Raw genomic sequence first — 20,734 nt, 5'->3', positions numbered from 1 at the left:
GCGGGGCTTTTTCTTGGGTGGGCGATTAGCTGGCTGTAGGCGCTGGAGATTCGGGTCGGGTGCATTCACCCTGACGGACTCCAGCCTCATATCGGCATTCGCCGTTCGGGCTGCCATCCTGTTTCCACAAGCGCATCACGCCTTGCTCGCGCCCCTCGACGTAATCGACCGACGTATTCATCTGGCCGTTTTCATACCAGGTGATGGCGGGGCCCTGCAGTTTGCCGTCCTTGTAGATTCGGTGATCTTGCAGTTGGCCATTCTCGTACCACTTCTTGAAATCACCCTGTTCGCGGTGTTGTTCATCCCATTGCCATTGCACGGTCTGGATGCCCTGATCGTTCCAGGTGGCGTAGCTGCGCTGTACTTGCTGCTCGAAAAACTGTTTTTCTTCGACTTTGCCGTCGGCGTAATAGCTGATGACCCAGCCCTCCGGGCTGCTATCCACGTTATTGCGTGTGCTACGCACCGCGCCGTTTTCGAAGTATGACGTGCTGGGACCTTGCGCCTTGCCGGCCACGAAGGTGCTGCTGTCCTTGAGTTTGCCGCTGGGGTAGTAGCTCATGGCCGGGCCGTCCGGTACATCGTTGCGATAGCTGATGCGGCCAATCAGTGCGCCGTCTTCGTCGTGCTCCAGGTATTCGCCGTCGACACGCTTGCCCTGATGCCAGTTGTAGGCGTCGGCTTCTTTGCCATTGTCGTGGTAGGTGGTTTGCCAGCCTTCCAGTTCATCGTTCAAGTAGTTCGCGCGTTTGATGACAACCCCGCTTTCGGAATAGGTGATGGCCTCGCCCTGGCGTTGGCCGTTGGCATCGTTCTGATAGCTTTGTCCGAGCTTTCCGCTCGAGTAGTAGGTTTTTGAGGCGAGGACGGGTCTGCCCGAGACGAAATCCTTAGCGTTGACGAAATAGTCACGGCGCAGCGTCTTGGCGTCGACGTAGAAGACTTTTGCTTTCCAGGCCTTGCGATTGCTGTCGTAGGCCATCGGCATTTTCAGGAAGTAAGACGCCTGGCCTTTGCTGGTCGGTGCATAGTCCTCGTCCAGATACAGCTTTCCGTCGACCAGGGATGCGGTCAGCTTGCCGCATTCTTCGGGCGTGCAGGCGCGGACCTTTTCAAAAAACGCGCGTTTGCCGTCGCACGCCGAGAGCGTTATCAGCAGCGGGGTTTCGTCGTCGATCAGTTGCTGGACTTCAGCGAGCAGTTGACCAAACGATTCGTTGGGTACGCCCACCGAGTCCGGCGTGAGGTAGACCTCGTTGCTGCCGCAGGCGTGCGCCGTAGAGAGTTCCAGCAAAGCCGCCGCGCGCAGTTCTGCCTGAGGGACGCCTTGAATGGCTGGGCCCTTGGCAATATAGGTCGCGTGGGTGTCCATGCCGACGATGATGGTCGGGTGGTCGGGACGGGGATTGGCGTGAATCGAGAAGGGGAGTGCGAGTGTGACTAGCGCTGCGCTCAGGGTTTTCCATTGGTTGAACGGCATCCTGCTGCTTCCATGTGATTTCCAGGTGGCGAATCATATAGAAGGACGAGTGGATGGCGTAAGGCAAAAACAGACGCCCACAAAAAAGCCCCGCTTTTAAGGGCGGGGCTTTTTACTAAAGCAAGTACAAGTTAGATAACTTGAACTTCTTCAGCTTGCATGCCTTTCTGACCGCGGGTAGCGATGAAAGAAACCTGTTGGCCTTCTTTCAGGCTTTTGAAGCCGTCGGATTGGATAGCTTTGAAGTGAACGAACAGGTCGTCACCGGATTGTGGAGTGATGAAGCCGAAGCCTTTTTCATCGTTGAACCACTTAACGGTACCAGTTTGGCGATTAGACATGGTGTAACTCCTTGAACAAAGATAACTGCGACGCAGGAAGAACCCTGGCCGAGACTGAGTGCAAAGAGCAGGAAAAATTCTTGTAGATGGTTGGATCGAAATTCAACATATCGTGTAGAGATTCTCAGTGACACAAGCAGCACAGTGGCGCCACCTTAACCCTTTTTCCGGAACGTGCCAATGCTTCCTGCGAAGGTTTCTCTGTTTTCGTGACTGACGGTGCATCGTTTTGGCGGCAAGACCCGGCAATCAGGGGGGATTGGCGAGAATTACGCCTCGCACTTTGAACCCTGGGCGCGCGCCTAGTAAGATGCCGGACAGAATTTTTCCACCTCGCTATTCAGGACACCCCGCCATGAGCATCAAATCGGACAAGTGGATTCGCCGCATGGCGCAAGAGCACGGCATGATCGAACCGTTCGTCGAGCGCCAGATGCGCGGCGAAGGTGCCGAGCGCCTGATTTCCTATGGTGTGTCGAGCTACGGTTATGACGTGCGTTGCGCCGGTGAATTCAAGGTGTTCACCAACATCAACTCGGCCATCGTCGACCCGAAGAACTTCGACGAGAAGAGCTTCGTCGACGTGACCAGCGATGTCTGCATCATCCCGCCGAACTCGTTCGCCCTGGCCCGCACCGTGGAATTCTTCCGTATTCCGCGCAACGTGCTGACCATCTGCCTGGGTAAAAGCACCTACGCCCGTTGCGGCATTATCGTCAACGTGACGCCGCTCGAGCCTGAGTGGGAAGGCCACGTGACCCTGGAATTCTCCAACACCACGACCTTGCCGGCAAAAATCTACGCCAACGAAGGCGTTGCACAGATGCTGTTCTTCGAATCCGACGAAGAGTGTGAAGTGTCCTATAAGGACCGTGGCGGCAAGTATCAGGGCCAGCGCGGCGTCACCTTGCCACGCACCTGATCCGTCCATCTGACAGTTCCCGGGAATTCTTCGGCAGGTAGACACTCTATTGGGTGTACTGCCCGGTTTGCGTACAGCGAACCGGGCCACTGCTCAGGAGTGCTCCATGAAGATCGATCCGCAAATCAGCGCCGAACTGGCCAGGCTTGAGCCCAATCAGATTGGCGTTTTGGCCTGGTCCTTGTTGGCGCATCCGCCAATCAGCATGGCAGGGGGCATCCCCGGTCAGCCTGATCCCGATACCCCCAACGAGCAACCGACCGAACCCGGTGAACCGACCCTGCCAGACGAGCCACCTCCGGCGCCTGTCGCCTGATAAACGTCTGAAGAAAAACGAATGGCCAGTCAGCTGATGTCTGTGAAGACGTCAGCTGACTGGCCATATTTCGTTGTCGCCAATGACAAAGATCCTGCAGCCGTCATTCCGCGCGACCTGATAACCGCCGGTAAACGCGCCGAACGCGGGTAGCAGGCTAATCTCGGTGCCAAGCCTGAAACACGGCAGGCGCAAGCTTTGCCGGCCTTTGCCATTGAGCCGGTAGACCGGATGAACGTGCCCCGCCAGCACATGGCGGCTTGGGTGTGGAACCGGTTCGTGTTGCAGCGCAAACGGTCCCAGTAGCAACGGTTCTGGCACCACCCGGATATCCAGTGATGACGGCGGATCCCCGGCGCGTTTGTCATGGTTGCCGCGAATCAGCGTCATTGGCAGCGCCTGGTGGCGCTCTCGCCATTGTGCCAAGGCCTTCAACGTCTCCTTTGCATGTGAGCCGGGCCCATGGAGAAAGTCGCCAAGGAAAATCAGCTGACGACAGGGCAGGGCGGCGAGCAACCTATCCAGCACCGCGATGTTCTGCCCGGTGGTGCCCCGCGGCACAGGCTGGCCGAGGCTGCGATAAGCCGCAGCCTTGCCGAAATGCACATCGGCGATCAACAGCGCTTGCTGTGCCGGCCAGTACATTGCCTTCTCGGGCAACAACCAGAGTCCTTCGCCGGCCAGGCGTACAGGGTAAGGCGCGCTCATCAGGCTTTCCCGGTTTCAACGGTTTTTTCCAGATCGCCGACCATCCGTCGGATGCGATCGGCCAGCTTCTCGGAACTCATGCTCTCGCGCATCCGTTCCACCAGCAGCGGAAAGCCCAGCGGCGTAGGACGCTTGATCTGATGCAGGTCGAATCTCAAGCGATTGATGCGGGCCAAGGTCTGCTCCAGTCGTCGAATATCCAATTCTTCCCGTAGGACTTCTTCCCCGGCTTGGGCCAGCAACAGGTTGTCGGCGTCGTATTGCTTGAACACTTCGAAGAACAAACCGCTCGATGCCTGAACCTGTCGCGCGCTCTTGGGCGCGCCGGGGTAGCCGGCGAACACCAGTCCGGCAATTCTTGCGATTTCCCGAAACCGGCGCAGCGCCAGTTCCCCGGCATTGAGGCTGGCGAGCACATCAGCCAGCAGATGTTCGGCGCTGAACAAATCGGGATTCAGATGAACAGACCAATCGACATAGGTCGCGCTCAGTAATTCCAGGCCGTAATCATTGACCGCAATCGAAAAGGTCACCGTTTGCCGTTGACTGACCCGCCAGGCCAACAGGCTCGCCAGTCCCAGATGCACCTGGCGCCCGGCGAAGGGATAGAGGAACAAGTGCCAGCCCTCGCGGGATTTAAGGGCTTCGGCCAACAGGCTGGTCTCGGTCGGCAGCCCGGACCAGCGCTGTTGCACTTCCAGCAGTGGACGCAACGCGATCATTTCCGGGCCGACAAACTGACCCGACGCCGCCGCACTGAACCGCGTAACCACTGCCTGGGCCAACTCGCTGGACAGCGGCATACGCCCGCCATTCCAGCGCGGCACCGCGGCTTTTTTCACGTTGCTGCGCCGCACGTACGCGGTCATGTTTTCCACGCGCACCAGTTCCAGCAAACGCCCCGCAAACAGAAACCCGTCACCCGGTTTCAGGCGAGCGATAAACCCTTCCTCGACACTGCCCAATTGCTTGCCACCGCCGCCCTTGCTCCAGAACTTCAACTGAATACTCGCATCACTGACGATGGTGCCGATGCTCATGCGATGCCGGCGCGCCAGTCTCGCATCCGGTACGCGCCAGACGCCCTGTTCATCCGGTTCGACCCGGCGATAATCCGGATAAGCCGTCAGGGAAAGTCCGCCGTGGCGTACGAAAGCCAGCGCCCAGGCCCAATCCGCCATTGTCAGATCCCGATAAGCCCACGCACCACGGACTTCTTCGTACAGCTCATCGGGAAGAAAACCACCACCCAACGCCATGCTGACCAGATGCTGCACCAGCACATCCAGCGGCTTGTAAGGTGACTCGCGAGGTTCAATGCGCCGTTGCGCCACGGCGTCCTGGGCGGCGGCTGCTTCGATCAGTTCCAGGCTGTGGGTCGGCACCAGGGTCACCCGCGAGACGCGCCCGGGCGCATGACCGGAACGCCCGGCCCGCTGCATCAGCTGCGCCACGCCTTTGGCCGAGCCGATTTGCAGCACGCGTTCCACCGGCAGGAAATCCACGCCCAGATCGAGGCTGGAGGTGCAGACCACCGCTTTGAGGTGTCCATCCTTGAGTGCGCGCTCGACCCAGTCGCGGGTGTCCCGTGAGAGTGAGCTGTGATGCAAGGCGATCAACCCGGCCCAATCCGGGCGCGCCTCCAGCAGCGCCTGATACCAGATCTCCGACTGCGCGCGGGTGTTGGTGAACACCAAGGTGCTGGGGCTGGAGTCGAGTTCGGCGATGACCTGCGGCAACATCTTCAGCCCGATGTGCCCGGCCCAGGGGAAACGTTCGATAGACGGCGGCAGCAGCGTATCGACCCGCAACTCCTTGCCGTTTTCGCCCTGAACGCTGATACCGCCGCCTTGTGGGATTAAGACCTGTTCGGCGTGGGCCTGATTACCCAGCGTCGCGGAAACGCCCCACACGATCAATCCGGGATGCCAGCGTCGCAAACGGGCGAGGGCCAGTTGCAGTTGCACGCCACGCTTGTTGCCGAGCAGCTCGTGCCATTCATCGACCACCACCATGCGCAAGGTCGACAACGCAGTTTGCGCATCGGCACGGGCGAGCATCAGGGTCAGGCTTTCAGGCGTGGTGATCAGCGTGGTCGGCAGGCGCCGGCTTTGGCGGGCGCGTTCGCTGCTGCTGGTGTCGCCGGTGCGCAGGCCGACGCTCCACCGAATCTGCAAGTCGTGCAGCGGCAATTCCAATGCTTTAGCCGTGTCGGCCGCCAGCGCACGCATCGGCGTAATCCACAGCACCGCCAGCGGTTCGGCTACCGGTTTGCGTTTGCGGGACGTTTCAACAGGCGCGACAGACGAGGCGAAGCGATTGAGCGCGGCAAACCACACCGCATAAGTTTTACCGGCACCGGTGCTCGCATGGAGCAACCCGGACTCACCGCGTTTGACCGCCGTCCATACCTGTTTCTGAAAGGCGAATGGCTTCCAGCCGCGGGCGGCGAACCATTGCTTTGCGTAGTCGGGGGAGGTGCCCATGCCGGCGGTGCGCGCTCTGAAAGTGTTCTTTCAGTGACCGCGCCAGCAGGCGAAAGGTTTAAAGACGATGCGCGGTCCTGTAGGAGCCAGGCTTGCCGGCGAAGGCGATCTCAAGACCGCCTTCGCCGGCAAGCCTGGCTCCTACAAGGGCAGCGTGTTACTTGAGGTTGCCGCTGAGGAACTGCTTCAACCGCTCACTCTTCGGATTCCCCAACACATCCTCCGGCGCCCCTTCCTCCTCCACCAACCCCTGGTGCAGAAACAACACCTGGCTCGACACTTTGCGGGCGAAGCTCATTTCGTGGGTGACCATGATCATGGTCCGGCCTTCCTCGGCCAGGCCCTGGATCACGCGCAATACTTCGCCCACCAGCTCCGGGTCGAGGGCGGAGGTCGGTTCGTCGAACAGCATGACTTCCGGTTCCATCGCCAACGCGCGGGCAATCGCCACCCGTTGCTGCTGGCCGCCGGACAGAAACGCCGGGTACTGATCAGCTACTCGCGCCGCCAGGCCCACCTTGTCGAGATAACGTCGGGCACGGTCTTCGGCTTCCTCCTTGCTGCACCCCAACACCCGGCGCGGGGCCATGGTGATGTTTTCCAGCACCGTCATGTGGCTCCACAGGTTGAAATGCTGAAACACCATGGCCAGGCGCGTGCGGATCCGTTGCAGTTCATCGGGATCAGCCACGTGCATGCCGTGGCGATCCTTGACCATGCGGATGTCCTTGCCATCCAGGCTCATGGCGCCGTCATTCGGTTGTTCGAGAAAGTTGATGCAGCGCAGGAAGGTACTTTTGCCCGAGCCGCTGGCGCCGATCAGGCTGATGACGTCGCCAGTGTTGGCCTTGAGCGAAACACCTTTGAGCACATGATGGTCGCCATAACTTTTATGCAGGCCGTCGATGGTCAATTTATACATGGGGCATGCATCCTCAAGGCGAAAGTAGGTAGCCGCTGCGATAGGCTTCGGTGCCCGCGACGTGGGCGATCACCATGCCGGCAGTGGCCATGCGGCGCAGCGAACGGGCGTACATCAACCCGGCGGCGGTGCAATGGATAGGGGTGACGCGGTCGAGGATCGGGTCGATGACTTCGGCAATCAGTTGGCCGGCTTCCAGGTATTGCCCCGGCACCGCGGTGAACACCAGCAACCCGCCAACCGGCGTGGCCACCGGTTCGACCCCGGCCAGCGGCGTGGCCGGATAGGGCAGCTCGGGCAGTGGCGCCGCTTCGCCAGCGATGGCGCCAAAGTGAATCAGGTAATTGATCAGCGCCTGGCAATCGGCGCTGGCCAGCGGGTGATATACATCGCCCTGGCCGCGCAATTCGACAGTGACCGAAAAACTGCCCAGCGGGATATCGAAGTGCTCGCCGAAGCGCTCCTTCAACTGCCACCAGAGCAAAGTGAAGCATTCATCGAACGACTGGCCGCCGGAATAGGTGGCCAAGAGGCTGGCCTCGGCACCGATGTAGCGCGCCAGCGGCTCGACCTGCGGCCAGGCCTCCGGCGTGGTGTAAAGGTGCGCGACGGCTTCGAAATCGCAATGCAGGTCCAGCACCATGTCCGCGTCACAGGCCAGCCGTTGCAGGGTCAGGCGCTGGGATTGCAGTTGGGTGCAAGCGGTCTGGCGGGCGAGGGCGTTGCGCAGGCTGCTGCGGATCAGTTCGAGGTTGTGCTGCGGATCGTCGCCGAGCTGGCCTTCGATCTCGTTGCCCACTTCTTCGCTCAAATCGACGAACCAGCGGTTGAAGTTCTGCCCGCTCTCCAGTTCGTAACGGCCCAGGGGCACGTCCATTAACACCTGTTCCAGGCCGACCGGGTTGGCGACGGGCACCAACACGATCTCGCTGCGCAGACGCCCGGCGGCTTCCAGCTCCGCCAGGCGCTGCTTGAGGTGCCAGGCCACCAGCATGCCGGGCATTTCATCGGCGTGCAGGGACGACTGGATGTAGATCTTGCCCGCACCATTGGCCGGGCCGAAGTGAAAGCTGTGGATCTGTCGTGCGGTCCCCGGCAGCGGGGCCAGCAGGTCATGTTTCTGGTGGCGCATTTACGTTAGGTCCTAGTGAGTCGGCCCGAGAAAGGCCAGCCATCGGCGTTCGGCGAGACGGAACAGGCCGACCAGCGCAAAGGTCACGGTCAGGTAGATCAGCGCGGCGATGCCGAACGACTGGAAGGTCAGGAAGGTCGCCGAGTTGGCGTCCCGCGCCACTTTCAGGATGTCGGGGATGGTCGCGGTGAACGCCACGGTGGTCGAGTGCAGCATCAGGATCACTTCGTTGCTGTAATAAGGCAACGAGCGACGCAGGGCCGACGGCATGATCACGTAGGCATACAGCTTCCAGCCGGTCAGGCCATAGGCCTTGGCTGCTTCGACTTCACCGTGGTTCATGCTGCGGATCGCCCCGGCGAAAATCTCCGTGGTGTAGGCACAGGTGTTCAGGGCGAAGGCGAGGATGGTGCAGTTCATCGCATCGCGGAAGAACGCGTCCAGTACCGGTTGTGCACGGATGGCCGCGAGGCTGTAGATGCCGGTGTAGCAGATCAGCAGCTGGATATAGAGCGGCGTACCGCGGAACAGGTAGGTGTAGAACTGCACCGGCAGACGAATGTAGAAGTGCGGCGACACCCGGGCGATGGACAGCGGGATCGACACCAGGAAGCCGATGAAGATCGAGGCGCTGAGCAGCCACATGGTCATGGCCAGGCCGGTGATGTGGTAACCGTCGCTATAGAGGAAGGGTTTCCAGTATTCCTGCAAGAGTTCGATCATCGTACGGCCTCCCGGGAGCCGGCGGCGTAGCGGCGTTCAAGCCAGCGCAGGACGAAGTTGGAGGCGCTGGTGATCAGCAGGTAAATCAGCGCGGCCAGGACCAGGAAATAGAACAATTGATAGGTGCTTTTACCGGCGTCCTGGGCAGCCTTGACCAGATCGGCGAGGCCGATGATCGACACCAGTGCGGTGGCCTTGAGCATCACCATCCAGTTGTTGCCGATGCCCGGCAGGGCGAACCGCATCATTTGCGGGAACACCACGATCCAGAAGCGCTGGCCGCGTTTGAGGCCATAGGCAGTGGCGGCTTCGACCTGGCCCCGTGGCACGGCAAGGATCGCCCCACGGAAAGTTTCGGTGAAGTACGCGCCATAAATGAAGCCCAGGGTAATGACCCCGGCGCTGAACGGGTTGATCTCGATGTATTCCCATTCCATCAAATCGGTAAAGGACGTCAGCCAGGTTTGCAGGCTGTAGAAGATCAGCAGCATCAGCACCAGGTCTGGCACCCCGCGGATCAGCGTGGTGTAGACCTGGGCCGGCACCCGCACCAGTTTGACTTTGGACAGTTTGGCACTGGCGCCCAGCAAGCCGAGTAACACGGCAACCAAGAGCGACAACACCGATAATTTGATGGTCATCCAGGTGCCTTCCATCAGCAAAGGACCGAAGCCCTTGAGGCTGAAGGCTGAGAGCCCCAGGTTTTGTAAGAGGTTTTCGAACATAAATCAGCAACCTGATCGAGTAAAAAAAGCGCCCATCGCGAGATGGGCGCCGGGCATTATTTGCCGCTGTACAGATTCAGATCGCCAAAGTGTTTCTTCTGAATGGTGGCGTAGGTGCCATCGTCGTGTAACGCTTTGATACCTTTATCCAAAAGTGCCTTGAGGTCTTTGTTACCTTTAGAGATACCGATAGCTGTTTTGGCTGGCAGCAATTCGCTGTCGACCGGCTTGCTGATTTCGTAATCGGCGCCATTTGGCGACTTCAGGAAGCCCAGTTCGGCTTGCAACATGTCCTGGATCCCGGCGTCGAGACGACCGGAAGTCAGGTCGGAATACACCTGATCCTGGTTCTGATAGGCCTGGGTTTTCACGCCAGCCTTGTCCAGAACGGCCTTGGCATAGGCTTCCTGAATGGTGCCTTGTTCGTAGCCGACGGTTTTGCCCTTGAGCGAAGCGACGTCTGCCGTGACGCCAGAACCTTTTTTGAATACATACGCGGTTGGGCCGGAGAACAGCTCGCTGGAGAAGTCGATGACTTTTTCGCGGGCCGGGGTGACGGTCATCGAAGAGATCACACCGTCGAATTTATTGGCCTTGAGGCCCGGAATCATGCCGTCGAAGTCGCTTTCGACCCATTTGCACTTGACCTTCAGCTCGGCACAGATTGCGTTGCCCAGATCGATGTCGAAGCCCACCAGGCTGCCATCCGCCGCTTTCGACTCGAACGGTGCATAGGAAGGGTCAACGCCAAAACGCAGTTCTTTGTATTCCTTGGCCAGCGCGGAGCCGGCAGCCATGCACAACGCCAGTGCAGAAAGGGTCAGCAATGCTTTTTTCATTATTCAATCCCTAAGAACCAATATGAGCGCTTGTGGCGCAGAATTATTGTTACTGGAAAGCGTAAGACCTAATGAAAGTAGCAATTTCCGAACCAGAGTCCCGAACAAGCGTTTTAAAAGGTGATTAAAGAGAAGGTTGTGACGCATTTGTGCACGAAAATGGGCGGGACAAATTTCCTGCACCAACTTGGTTCAATGATCCTTCCCACGCTCTGCGTGGGAATGCCTCAATAGACGCTCCGCGTCCGCTCTTGGGACGCGGAACGTCCCTGGCTGCATTCCCACGCAGAGCGTGGGAACGATCGGGTGTCAGCTCAACAAATCCTGCAGTGTGGCCAGGCTATCGGCTTCTTCCACCGACTTGTCCTGGCGCCAGCGCAACATCCGGGGAAACCGCACTGCAATCCCACTCTTGTGCCGCCGGGACAGGGCGATGCCTTCAAACCCCAGCTCAAACACCAGGCTCGGTTTCACGCTGCTCACCGGCCCGAACTTCTCCACCGTGGTTTTGCGCACGATGCCGTCGACCTTACGCATTTCTTCATCGGTCAGCCCTGAGTAAGCCTTGGCGAACGGCACCAGCGTGCGTTCACTCGCCTCGGGCGGGCCATCCCACACCGCGAATGTGTAGTCGCTGTAGAGACTGGCTCGACGGCCATGGCCCCGTTGTGCATAAATCAAAACCGCGTCGACGCTGAACGGGTCGACTTTCCATTTCCACCACACGCCCATGTCCTTGGTCCGGCCCACGCCATACAGCGCATCCCGGGCCTTGAGCATCATGCCTTCGACCCCCAGCCGGCGCGACGCTTCCCGTTGCCGGGCGAGGTCGAACCAGTCTTCGCCGGTCAGGACGGGCGAGGCCAGCAGCACCGGGCTGTTGCAAGTGGCGATGACCTGCTCCAATTGCGTGCGACGTTCAATCTGGGTGTGGTTGCGCCAGTCTTCGCCCTGCCATTCCAACAAATCGTAGGCGAGTAACACCACCGGCACTTCGTCGAGGATTTTCTTGCCCAGGGTTTTGCGGCCGATTCGCTGTTGCAACAGGGCGAAGGGTTGCACCGCCGGTGGCGCCGTGGATTGCGGATCGAAGGCATCTTCCGTGGTGGGATGCGCCGATTTCCAGGCGACGATTTCGCCGTCGATCACCGTACCGTCCGGCAAACCGTTGGTCAGCACCTCCAGTTCGGGAAAACGTTCGCTGACCAATTCTTCGCCCCGGGACCAGATCCACAGCCGCCCCTCACGCTTGACCACTTGGGCGCGGATGCCGTCCCACTTCCATTCCACTTGCCACTGGCTGGCCGGGCCGATCAGGGCTTCGAACTGCTCGACGGGTTGTTGCAGGGCGTGGGCGAGGAAAAACGGATACGGCTGGCCACCGCGCTGGGCGTGTTCGTCGGCGGACTGCGGGGCGATGAGTTTCAGGTAGCTGGCGGCGCTCGGGCGGTTGGACAGGTCGGTGTAACCCACCAGCCGTTGCGCCACGCGTTTGCTGTCGAGCCCAGCCATGGCGGCCAGCGCCCGAGTCACCAGCAGTTTGGAGACGCCGACGCGAAAACTGCCGGTGATCAACTTGATGCACAGCATCAGGCTCGGGCGGTCCAGTTGCGCCCAGAGAGCGGGCAGGCGTCGGTCGAGGAACTCCGGGGTTTCACCGCGCAGGGGTAATAGTTTGTCTTCGATCCAGGTCGCCAGCCCGTCGGTAGAACTGTGGGGTGCTTCGGGTAGCACCAGCGAGATGGTCTCCGCGAGATCGCCGACGGCCTGATAACTCTCTTCGAACAGCCACGGCGAGAGCCCCGAGATCTCCACCGCCAGTTCCCGAAGCGCACGCACCGGCACCAACTGCCGAGGCCGGCCACCGGACAAAAAGTACACCGCCCAGGCGGCATCTTCCGGCGCGGCCTGAGCGAAATAGGCCTGCATCGCCGCCAGTTTGGCGTTGCTCGAAGTGGTGGCGTCGAGCTCGGCGTACAACTCGGCGAAGGCTTTCATGGCAGCACCTCAGCGGGTTCCGGAGTAGCGACTGCCTGATCTTCCTCATCGTCGCCGTACTCGGTGCTGAAACCCTGGGCGTCCAGCCCTTGTTCGCGCAGATGCCGCACCAGCACGCCGACCGAGCCATGGGTGACCATCACGCGTTCGGCGCCAGTCTGTTCGATGACCCACAGCAGCCCGGGCCAGTCGGCGTGATCCGAGAGGACGAAGCCCCGGTCCACCCCGCGCCGCCGCCGTGTGCCGCGCAAACGCATCCAGCCGCTGGCGAAACCGTCGCTGTAGTCGCCGAACCGACGCATCCAAGTGCTGCCTCCCGCCGAGGGCGGCGCGAGGACCAGGGCCTGGCGCATCATTGGATCGCTCTTCTTCACGTCGCCAGCGTAGATCGTCGGCGGCAGATAAATTCCTGCTTCGCGATACACCCGGTTGAGCGGTTCCACGGCGCCATGCACCAGAATGGGGCCGATGCTGGCGTCGATACCGTGCAGGATGCGCTGGGCCTTGCCGAAGGAATAGCAGAACAGCACGCTGGCTTTTTCCGCTGCGATATTGGCCCGCCACCACTGATTGATCTCGGCGAACACCTGCGCCTGGGGCTGCCAGCGGTAAATCGGCAGACCGAAGGTCGACTCGGTGATGAAGGTGTGGCAACGCACCGGTTCGAATGGCGCGCAGGTGCCGTCGGGCTCGATCTTGTAATCCCCGGACGCGACCCAGACTTCGCCGCCGTATTCCAGGCGCACTTGGGCCGAGCCAAGCACGTGGCCGGCCGGGTGAAAACTCAAGGTGACGCCGTGATGCAGCAGGCGTTCGCCGTAGGGCAGGGTTTGCAGGTTGATGTCCTGACCCAGGCGCGCGCGCAGAATCCCTTCGCCGGGCGCGGCCGCCAAGTAATGTTGATTACCGGTGCGGGCATGATCGCCGTGGGCGTGGGTAATCACCGCGCGTTCCACCGGACGCCACGGGTCGATATAGAAATCCCCGGCGGGGCAGTACAAACCTTCGGGGCGCGCGATAACAAGATCCATGTTGTTACCAAAATGGAGGGATTTGTTAGCTATGAGGTTTGCGCGTGGCGAGAAGTTCTATCGAGCTGATCGTTCCCACGCTGATCGTTCCCACGCTGATCGTTCCCACGCTCTGCGTGGGAATGCCTCTAGGGACGCTCCGCGTTCCAATGGGACGCGGAGCGTCCCGGGCTGCATTCCCACGCAGAGCGTGGGAACGATCAATCACGGGTTACTTGCCGGGAGTCAGGGTCAACCGCGCCTTGCCATACGCCTTGTCAAAGTTCTGCGGCTGCATCGGCAGGCTCAGGTACTGGCCCTTGAGCCACGGATCGATGCTGTCGAGGTAGTTCGGGCTGGCCGGGTTGCCGGACTGGCCGCTGCCGTTCTGACCCATCAACGGTTCGGCCTGGCCGAAGTCGACGATAAAGCGCATGGACGGCGCCAGCGTGGTGTTGAAGTCCTGGCCCCAGGCAAATGCCGCCGTGTTCAGCGTGGTGTGATCGCCGCCGGCCGCAAGCGGACCGCGCACGGTCTGGCCACTGGCGTTCTTCCACTCGTAGCGGTGCAGTTTGCCCCACTGCCAGGCCTTGCGGTCGCCACCCAACTGACTGTCGCCGGCACTGATCGCCGCCGCCAGGCTGCGGGCGAGGATCGCCGGCTTGTCTTCTTTCTGCGACGTACGGGCGTCATCCCAGAACGGGCTGTCTTCGCGACCGAGCAAATGATCGGCTTGGGCCGCGTAGGACAACTTGCCGTTGGCGACAAAGGCTTTCCACGCCGGGCTGCTTTCCGGGCCGAGTTCGTCGAGGAAAATCTGTTTGGCGCTTTCTTGCAGGAACAGTTCGTAGATCGCCGCATCGGCAGACGTTGGGCTGAGCTTGCCGTCGAACGCCATCAGCCGCGTCAACGCCTCGCGCGCTTTGCTGCGATCGACTTCAGGCAAGGTGTCGATCGCCTGCTTCAGCGGCTGGGCCATTCCCGGCGCGGCAAACATTTTCTTCAGTTTGGCGGCGAAGGTGGTGGTCTGGTCGTACTGCATGGCGATCAGGCTGCGGCTGTCGTGCTTGCCCGCGCCGGCCAGTTCGGCCAGGCGCTCGCCACGTTCCGGGGCAGACCAGGAATTGGACAGCTGCATGCCGTAGCCATGGGGGATGACCCGCTGGTTGGCGGTGCCGAGCCAGCCTTGGGCCGGGTCCTGGTCGTACGGGTGCAGCATCGGGTCGGCGTAACCGTCCCAATCGTAGCGACCTTCCCAGCCAGGCGACGGCAGCAGGCCTTCGCCTTCGCGACGGTTCGGGTAGCGACCGGTGACTTGCCAGCCAATGTTGCTGGCGTCGGCGAAGACCAGATTCAGGGCGATGGCGCGGATTTCACGGCTGGCGTCCGAGGCTTTCTCGACGGTCTGCGCGCGGGACAGGTCGAAGAACGCGTCCAGGGTCTTGTCGTCGGTGAAGCTCGGGGTTTGCAGCGCCAGGCCAAAACCATTGGCCATGCTCAGGCCCTGGGCGCTGTTGAGGAGCGGCCCGTGGCGGGTTTCGTACACCGCTTCGCGAATCGGCCGCTGGCCTTTGACGAAGTAGGTTTCGTTACGCACCACCACCGGTTGCCATTTGCCGCTGACTTCGTAGGTAAGGCCGTTGCCCTGGCGTTTGATTTTTTCCAGGAACAGGTCCTGGTTGTCGCCCATGACCGTGGTCATGCTCCACGCGACTTTGCCGTTGAAGCCGCCGAGCACCATCGGCAGGCCAGCGATGCTGACGCCCGCCGCCTGGTATTTCGGCGCACGAATCTGCACGTAACTGAACAACGACGGCACGCCCAGCGGCCCGTGGCTGTCACTGGCCAGCAGGCTTTTGCCGCTGCGGCTGCGTTGCGGGCCGATGGCCCAGTTATTCGATGAGGTGGCGCCGAGCAGATTCAGATCGGACAGTTGCCCGGTGGCCTTGGTGATTTCCGTCAGCCCTGGGATCGCGCCGTTAAGCTTGATGCCCTGGAGCTTGTCGGCTTCGCCCAGTGGCAGTTTTTCGTCGGGCGCGGACGGCGTCAGCCACGGCAGCTTGTCGGTGGTGACGGTTTGCGCCAGCACCAGCGAGGAGATTTCTTCCGGCAGGTTGGCCGACTGGCTGAAATTCAACAGGCAGAAAATCAGCGCGGAGTCTTCCGGCTTCCAGTATTCAGGCTTGTAGCCGCTGGCCGCGAGATCCGCCGGCAGTTTGTCGCGGTAGCGGAACAGGTAGGCGTTGACGCCCCGGGCATACACTTCGAAGAAGCGCTTGAGTCGCGGCGACGAAGCTTTGTACAGCTCGCCGGCTCTTTTCTTCAGGTTGACCGCGCGCATGTAGCGGTCGGCGTCGAGCAGGTCCGCGCCGGACATTTCGGACAGACGGCCCTCGGCCAGCAGGCGCATGGTCACCATTTGCGTGAGGCGGTCGCTGGCGTGGACGTAACCGAGGGCGAACAGCGCGTCGTGGAAGCTGTTGCTTTCGATCAACGGCATGCCCATGGCATTGCGTCGCACCGACACGTTCTGCGCCAGGCCCTTGAGCGGTTGCACGCCGGAGGTCGGCGGGAGGGTGTCCTGGGTGTTCCAGGTCTGACAACCGGTCAGGCTCAAAACACCGGCCACTGCTGCGGCAACGCCGAACCGGGGAAGAAAATGTGTGAGGGCTGGCGAGGCCATGGCAAAGCTCCTGCGGGGGTAGTAACGCAATAAAGGCGCTACGTTAGTGAGCAGGAGGGGGCCGCGCAAGCGGCGGCGGGGTTATTTCTTCGGTGATCGTTCCCACGCTCTGCGTGGGAATGCAGCCCGGGACGCTCCGCGTCCCATCCAAAAGCCGAACGCAGAGCGTCCGTTGAGGCATTCCCACGCAGAGCGTGGGAACGATCATCGCGTCGGTCTCAGGATTTCGGTGGATTGACCTTCGCCGCCAAGGCATACGCCTTCACCGTCGCCGGACGGTTCTGGATGTGGGTGAACCAGCGCAGCACGTTGGGGAAGTCTTCGAGGTTCTGGCTCTGCCACTTGTGGGAGACGATCCACGGGTAGATCGCCATGTCGGCAATGCTGTACTCGTGGCCGGCGACGAATTCATTGTTCGCCAGTTGCTTGTCGAGCACGCCGTAGAGGCGGGCGGTTTCGTCGATGTAGCGTTTGATCGCGTAAGGGATTTTTTCCGGGGCGAACTGACTGAAGTGATGATTCTGCCCGGCCATCGGTCCCAAACCGCCCATCTGCCAGAACAGCCATTGCAACGCTTGCTGGCGCCCGCGCAGGTCCTTGGGCAGGAACTTGCCGGTTTTCTCGGCGAGGTACAGCAAAATCGCCCCGGACTCGAACAACGGCAGCGGCTCGCCGCCATCGGCCGGCTCGTGATCGACGATCGCCGGGATTTTGTTGTTCGGGGAAATCTTCAGGAATTCAGGCTTGAACTGATCGTTCTGGCTGATGTTGATCGGGTGCACGTCGTACTTGAGACCGGCCTCCTCGAGGAAAATCGAGATTTTGTGGCCGTTGGGGGTGGTCCAGTAATACAGGTCGATCATGGAGTGCTCCAGAAAATAGACGTCGTTGGGTACGGACAGCAACCGCTCACATCAGGTCGTCCTGTTTGCACCGCAGAGCTTGCCTGTAGGAAGAGGTGATGCTGAACTGCCTGAAATTCAATGACCCGGCATGAGAAAAGTCAGCATGGAGCTCAAGACCAACGCGGCGCTGATCATCATCGATCAACAGAAAGGCATCTTGGAGCCCAGGTTGGGGCGTCGTAACAATCTTCAGGCCGAGGAGCGAATCGTCGAGTTGCTGGCGCACTGGCGACGCACCGCGCGGCCGGTGATTCACGTGCAGCACCTGTCCCGTTCAGCGGATTCAGTGTTCTGGCCGCAGCAATCGGGGGTGGAGTTCCAGGAGCGGTTCCAGCCAATGGCCGGTGAACGACTGATTCAGAAACACGTGCCGGATGCGTTTTGTGCGACGGCGCTGGAGGCGAGCTTGCGTGAGGCGGGGATCGAGCAATTGATCATCGTTGGCGTGGCGACCAACAACTCGGTGGAATCCACGGCGCGAACGGCCGGGAACCTGGGGTTTGAAGCGTGGGTGGTGGAGGATGCGTGCTTTACCTTCGACAAGGCTGATTTTTTCGGCAACCCCCATTCAGCCGAGGAGGTTCATGCCATGTCGCTGGGGAATTTGCACGGCGAGTACGCCACCGTCATCAGCACCGCAGAGATCCTGTAGGAGCGAGGCTTGCCCGCGAATGGGACGCCTCGGTCTTTCAGGCAAGCCGCGTCATCGTTCTTCGCGGGCAAGCCTCGCTCCTACAGGCATCAACGCTTTACGCGCCGTGGCACTTCTTGAATTTTTTGCCGTTGCCACATGGGCAAGGGTCGTTGCGGCCGACGTCTTTCAGGGCGTTGCGCACCGGTTCCTGATGGGCGTGGCCGCAGTTCGGGCCGTGGACATGGCCATGGTCGTGATCATGGTGATCGTGGGCATGATCGTCGTGATCGTGGTTGCAGTCAGGGCCATGGACATGAGGTTGCTGGGTCATCGGGGCTACTCCGGAATTAAATCGGCGGGGATTATCACGCCATTACGCGCCAGGTGCACGTAGTGCGCGATGAATAGACCGGTTTCCAGTTCACCTTCGAGGCGATAGGGGATGGGTTGCTTGGGACTTTTCAGCATTTTCACCAGGTCCCGTACCTTGGGCCACAGGTTGGTGCGGATCGGTACCTTGAAATAGGCGCTGCGCTTGGGGCCGACGGTGAACCAGTGTTCGTGCTCGCCCTCGGTCAGCAACATGTCGCCCAGATGAATGCGGTATTCCAGGCCGCGCACGGTCAGGTCACTGTCGTTGGGGTTGTCGACGCGAAAGTGCAGGATGAATTTCTGTTCCAGCAGTTTGGCCCGTACCACCTCGACCTTGGCCAGATGCACTTGGGGTTCCGGTTCGTCGTCGCTGAACCATGATGCACAGCCGCCCAGGCTCAGGATCGCGAGCAAGGTGAGCAGATGTAAGAAGCGGGGCTGACGGGTCATGGTGATATTTCTCCCTTGAATCCCAGTCTAGCCCCTGTAGGAGCAAGGCTTGCCCGCGATGAACGATAACGCGGACTATCAGAAAGACCGCGTTATCGTTCTTCGCGGGCAAGCCTTGCTTCTACAAAGAGCCTCATGCGCCGAAATACCCCGCACAACACTTCTTGTATTTCTGCCCGCTCGCGCACGGGCAGGCGTCGTTGCGTCCGGCCTTGAGCTGCACGGTCGGGTCGATGAAGTACCAGTGGCCGGTGTTCTGCACGAACGAGGAGCGCTCACGGTGGCTGTGTTCGCCGGCCCCATCGTGCCAGCGTGCGGTGAAGGTCACGAAGGCGTGTTCCGGTTGCCCGCCAAACACCTCGGAGCTTTCTACCTCAAGGCCCAGCCAGGTGCTTTGGGCGCTCCAGTCGCTGATGGACTGACGATCCAGGCCGGCCTGCTGGGCGGGCAGGGTGGTCGCCACCAGATAATCCACCAACCCCAGCACGTAGGCGCTGTAGCGCGAACGCATCAACGCTTCGGCGCAAGGGGCCGGGTGGCCGGCATGGTAATGACCGCAGCAGGCATCGAGCAGCGTGCCGCTGCCGCAAGGGCAAATGGATGTACTCATTGCGTTACCACCAATATTTCCCGAAGTTTTCCGGATTGGCCCAGAACCGCGCGTTGAGCCAGTCGGGCACCTGTTTATAGTCAAGCAGATCATAGGTGAACAAGGTCAGCACCTGTTCGTCGCGCTGGAAGCGTTCGCTGGCTTGCAGGGCCAGGGAGAAAAAGTCGGTTTCCTGCCAACCGCTGGCCGGCAAGTCGGCCAATACCGCGATGCGGCTGGCGTTGAGGTTGCGGATGCCGCCCAGCAAATTCAGGCCATCGCGCTTGGGCAAGTGCTCCAGGCAATCGACCACCAGCGCCAGGTCAAAACGCCGCGCCGCCAGCTCCGCCGGCAATGGCCCGGGCGCGGCATGGGCGACGCAACTGTCCGGGTGCGCGAGCTTGAAAGCCTCCAGCGCCGGGAACTGGCTGGCGCCAATCAGCAACAGGCGCGCGGGGGCGTAGCGGTCAAGCAAAGCGGCCAACGCCTGCTGGGGCGTGCGCGAAGAAATACCTGCAATCATCGAAGATCCTCAATCAGAGCTGCCAAGACTAGCCTGCCCCACCGTTCGGGCCTAGAGCCACTGTGCGGCAAAAGTGCCGATCTGCCGTGAATACGGGGCGAAACGCCAATGGCCTATTGCTGGCGGAGATTAAAACTCCAGTCTTTACTCCCTGAATCGGTTTTAAGCCGATCCCTCAGGAGAAAACTAGATGAGCATAGTTCGGACAGCATTACCCTTGGTTCTGCTAACCAGTGTGTTGACTGGTTGCGCAGGTTTGCAGAAAACCGACTGGCCGACCTGTGCGGCACTCGGTGGTGTCGTCGGTGCGGGGCTGGGTGCGACGGAAAGTGCATCCTGGGCTGGCGGCGGTGCGCTGTTCGTCGGCGGCATGGCGGCGGCCTATTGCTGGGTACACGGTGATGGCGACGAAGACGGCGATGGCGTGCCAGACAGCCGCGACAAGTGCCCGGGTACGCCTAAAGGCGTGCAGGTCGATGCTGACGGCTGCCCACCTCCCGTCCCTGCGCCAGTGGTTGAGGAAGTCGTCGTGGTCAAGGAAGAAACCATCGTGATCCGCGATGTGCACTTCCAGTTCGACAAAGCCACGCTCACGCCTTCCGATAAAGAGGTGCTCGACAAAGTCGCCACCCGCCTGAAACAGGAATCGTCCACCGCACGCCTGACCGTGACCGGCCACACCGACAGCGTGGGCAGCGATGCCTACAACCAGAAACTGTCGGATAAACGTGCGCATTCGGTGGTGGAATACCTGATCCACGATGGCGTGCCACGCAGCAGCTTCGTCTCGGTAACCGGTGCCGGCGAAAGCCAGCCAGTGGCCGATAACAAAACCGCTGACGGTCGCGCGCTGAACCGTCGCACCGAAATCAAAATCGAGCGTTAAAAGCCCCATCCGCTCCGCGGCTTGTGCAGTCGCGGATGCGGGTCTTTACTCCTGTGTAACCGGTATGGGCCGGTAACACAGGAGCAT

The 20,734-nt window shown here is 60.7% G+C and carries 21 protein-coding genes; 4 read left to right on the top strand and 17 right to left on the bottom strand.

The features are described from left to right. Nucleotides 1-25: 25 nt before the first annotated feature. Both HKK52_RS14070 and HKK52_RS14065 read right to left on the bottom strand, forming a co-directional pair. A complete protein-coding gene (locus HKK52_RS14070) occupies nt 26-1,483 on the bottom strand; it encodes a toxin-antitoxin system YwqK family antitoxin (RefSeq protein ID WP_169371327.1) in 1,458 nt (485 codons plus the stop codon). Between the two features lie 131 nt (nt 1,484-1,614). Further along, entirely contained in the window at nt 1,615-1,824 is a 210-nt protein-coding gene (locus HKK52_RS14065; protein WP_002554837.1) for a cold-shock protein, read from the bottom strand. Nucleotides 1,825-2,179: 355 nt separating this feature from the next. Here HKK52_RS14065 and dcd point away from each other — a divergent pair, with 355 nt between their 5' ends. Together dcd and HKK52_RS14055 are read left to right on the top strand one after the other, a co-directional pair. After that, nucleotides 2,180-2,746, top strand: a complete 567-nt coding sequence (gene dcd, locus HKK52_RS14060; protein WP_054047011.1) for a dCTP deaminase — start codon at nt 2,180-2,182, stop codon at nt 2,744-2,746. Between the two features lie 106 nt (nt 2,747-2,852). Continuing rightward, nucleotides 2,853-3,062, top strand: coding sequence for a hypothetical protein (locus tag HKK52_RS14055; RefSeq protein ID WP_109628267.1), 210 nt, complete (start codon nt 2,853-2,855; stop codon nt 3,060-3,062). A 51-nt stretch (nt 3,063-3,113) separates the two neighbouring features. Here the strand turns inward: HKK52_RS14055 and pdeM are convergent, their stop codons facing one another. The 11 genes from pdeM to HKK52_RS14000 form a co-directional block, all read right to left on the bottom strand. Next, nucleotides 3,114-3,770, bottom strand: a complete 657-nt coding sequence (gene pdeM / locus HKK52_RS14050; RefSeq protein WP_169371326.1) for a ligase-associated DNA damage response endonuclease PdeM — start codon at nt 3,768-3,770, stop codon at nt 3,114-3,116. Further along, nucleotides 3,770-6,256, bottom strand: a complete 2,487-nt coding sequence (locus HKK52_RS14045; RefSeq protein ID WP_169371325.1) for a ligase-associated DNA damage response DEXH box helicase — start codon at nt 6,254-6,256, stop codon at nt 3,770-3,772. The genes pdeM and HKK52_RS14045 overlap by 1 nt, the downstream gene beginning before the upstream one ends. A 157-nt stretch (nt 6,257-6,413) precedes the next feature. Next, complete coding sequence (locus HKK52_RS14040) at nt 6,414-7,178, bottom strand: ABC transporter ATP-binding protein (protein WP_169371324.1); 765 nt, start codon at nt 7,176-7,178, stop codon at nt 6,414-6,416. 13 nt (nt 7,179-7,191) lie between these two features. Then, nucleotides 7,192-8,310: a succinylglutamate desuccinylase/aspartoacylase family protein gene (locus tag HKK52_RS14035; protein WP_169371323.1), complete on the bottom strand. Its 1,119-nt coding sequence runs from the start codon at nt 8,308-8,310 to the stop codon at nt 7,192-7,194. A gap of 12 nt (nt 8,311-8,322) precedes the next feature. After that, a complete protein-coding gene (locus HKK52_RS14030) occupies nt 8,323-9,033 on the bottom strand; it encodes an ABC transporter permease (protein WP_123512057.1) in 711 nt (236 codons plus the stop codon). After that, nucleotides 9,030-9,758, bottom strand: coding sequence for an ABC transporter permease (locus HKK52_RS14025; RefSeq protein WP_169371322.1), 729 nt, complete (start codon nt 9,756-9,758; stop codon nt 9,030-9,032). Before HKK52_RS14025 ends, HKK52_RS14030 begins: the two co-directional genes overlap by 4 nt. 56 nt (nt 9,759-9,814) lie before the next feature. Beyond that, a complete protein-coding gene (locus tag HKK52_RS14020; protein ID WP_169371321.1) occupies nt 9,815-10,597 on the bottom strand; it encodes a transporter substrate-binding domain-containing protein in 783 nt (260 codons plus the stop codon). Between the two features lie 309 nt (nt 10,598-10,906). After that, nucleotides 10,907-12,595: an ATP-dependent DNA ligase gene (locus HKK52_RS14015; RefSeq protein WP_169371320.1), complete on the bottom strand. Its 1,689-nt coding sequence runs from the start codon at nt 12,593-12,595 to the stop codon at nt 10,907-10,909. Further along, nucleotides 12,592-13,626 (bottom strand): ligase-associated DNA damage response exonuclease, encoded by a 1,035-nt coding sequence (locus HKK52_RS14010; RefSeq protein WP_169371319.1) that lies wholly within the window; start codon nt 13,624-13,626, stop codon nt 12,592-12,594. Before HKK52_RS14010 ends, HKK52_RS14015 begins: the two co-directional genes overlap by 4 nt. Before the next feature lie 211 nt (nt 13,627-13,837). Further along, nucleotides 13,838-16,288 carry a penicillin acylase family protein gene (locus HKK52_RS14005; protein ID WP_169371318.1) on the bottom strand — a complete coding sequence of 817 codons (2,451 nt, stop codon included), beginning with the start codon at nt 16,286-16,288 and terminating at the stop codon, nt 13,838-13,840. A gap of 218 nt (nt 16,289-16,506) precedes the next feature. After that, nucleotides 16,507-17,151 (bottom strand): glutathione binding-like protein, encoded by a 645-nt coding sequence (locus HKK52_RS14000; RefSeq protein ID WP_169371317.1) that lies wholly within the window; start codon nt 17,149-17,151, stop codon nt 16,507-16,509. A gap of 145 nt (nt 17,152-17,296) precedes the next feature. Between HKK52_RS14000 and HKK52_RS13995 the strand changes: the two genes are divergently transcribed. Further along, nucleotides 17,297-17,845 (top strand): cysteine hydrolase family protein, encoded by a 549-nt coding sequence (locus HKK52_RS13995; RefSeq protein WP_169374242.1) that lies wholly within the window; start codon nt 17,297-17,299, stop codon nt 17,843-17,845. Nucleotides 17,846-17,942: 97 nt separating this feature from the next. On the opposite strand, the gene HKK52_RS13990 is transcribed toward HKK52_RS13995, so the two are convergent. The 4 genes from HKK52_RS13990 to HKK52_RS13975 all read right to left on the bottom strand — a co-directional run bounded on the left by HKK52_RS13990 (nt 17,943) and on the right by HKK52_RS13975 (nt 19,761). After that, nucleotides 17,943-18,158 carry an SEC-C metal-binding domain-containing protein gene (locus HKK52_RS13990; RefSeq protein WP_054046981.1) on the bottom strand — a complete coding sequence of 72 codons (216 nt, stop codon included), beginning with the start codon at nt 18,156-18,158 and terminating at the stop codon, nt 17,943-17,945. Nucleotides 18,159-18,163: 5 nt separating this feature from the next. Continuing rightward, the gene (locus tag HKK52_RS13985) at nt 18,164-18,649 is read right to left on the bottom strand and encodes an LEA type 2 family protein (RefSeq protein ID WP_169371316.1); all 486 of its coding nucleotides are present in this window, start codon (nt 18,647-18,649) and stop codon (nt 18,164-18,166) included. A gap of 133 nt (nt 18,650-18,782) precedes the next feature. Then, entirely contained in the window at nt 18,783-19,259 is a 477-nt protein-coding gene (locus HKK52_RS13980; protein WP_169371315.1) for a YchJ family protein, read from the bottom strand. 4 nt (nt 19,260-19,263) lie between these two features. Next, entirely contained in the window at nt 19,264-19,761 is a 498-nt protein-coding gene (locus HKK52_RS13975; protein ID WP_169371314.1) for a DUF6231 family protein, read from the bottom strand. A gap of 190 nt (nt 19,762-19,951) precedes the next feature. Here HKK52_RS13975 and HKK52_RS13970 point away from each other — a divergent pair, with 190 nt between their 5' ends. Further along, nucleotides 19,952-20,647, top strand: a complete 696-nt coding sequence (locus HKK52_RS13970; protein ID WP_169371313.1) for an OmpA family protein — start codon at nt 19,952-19,954, stop codon at nt 20,645-20,647. Nucleotides 20,648-20,734 lie beyond the last annotated feature (87 nt).

Origin of the sequence: Pseudomonas sp. ADAK2 (genome assembly GCF_012935755.1) — a bacterium.
Classification (GTDB): Bacteria; Pseudomonadota; Gammaproteobacteria; order Pseudomonadales; family Pseudomonadaceae; genus Aquipseudomonas.
The sequence above is the reverse complement of the archived record's forward strand: the minus strand, read 5'-3'. Positions and strand labels throughout refer to the sequence as shown.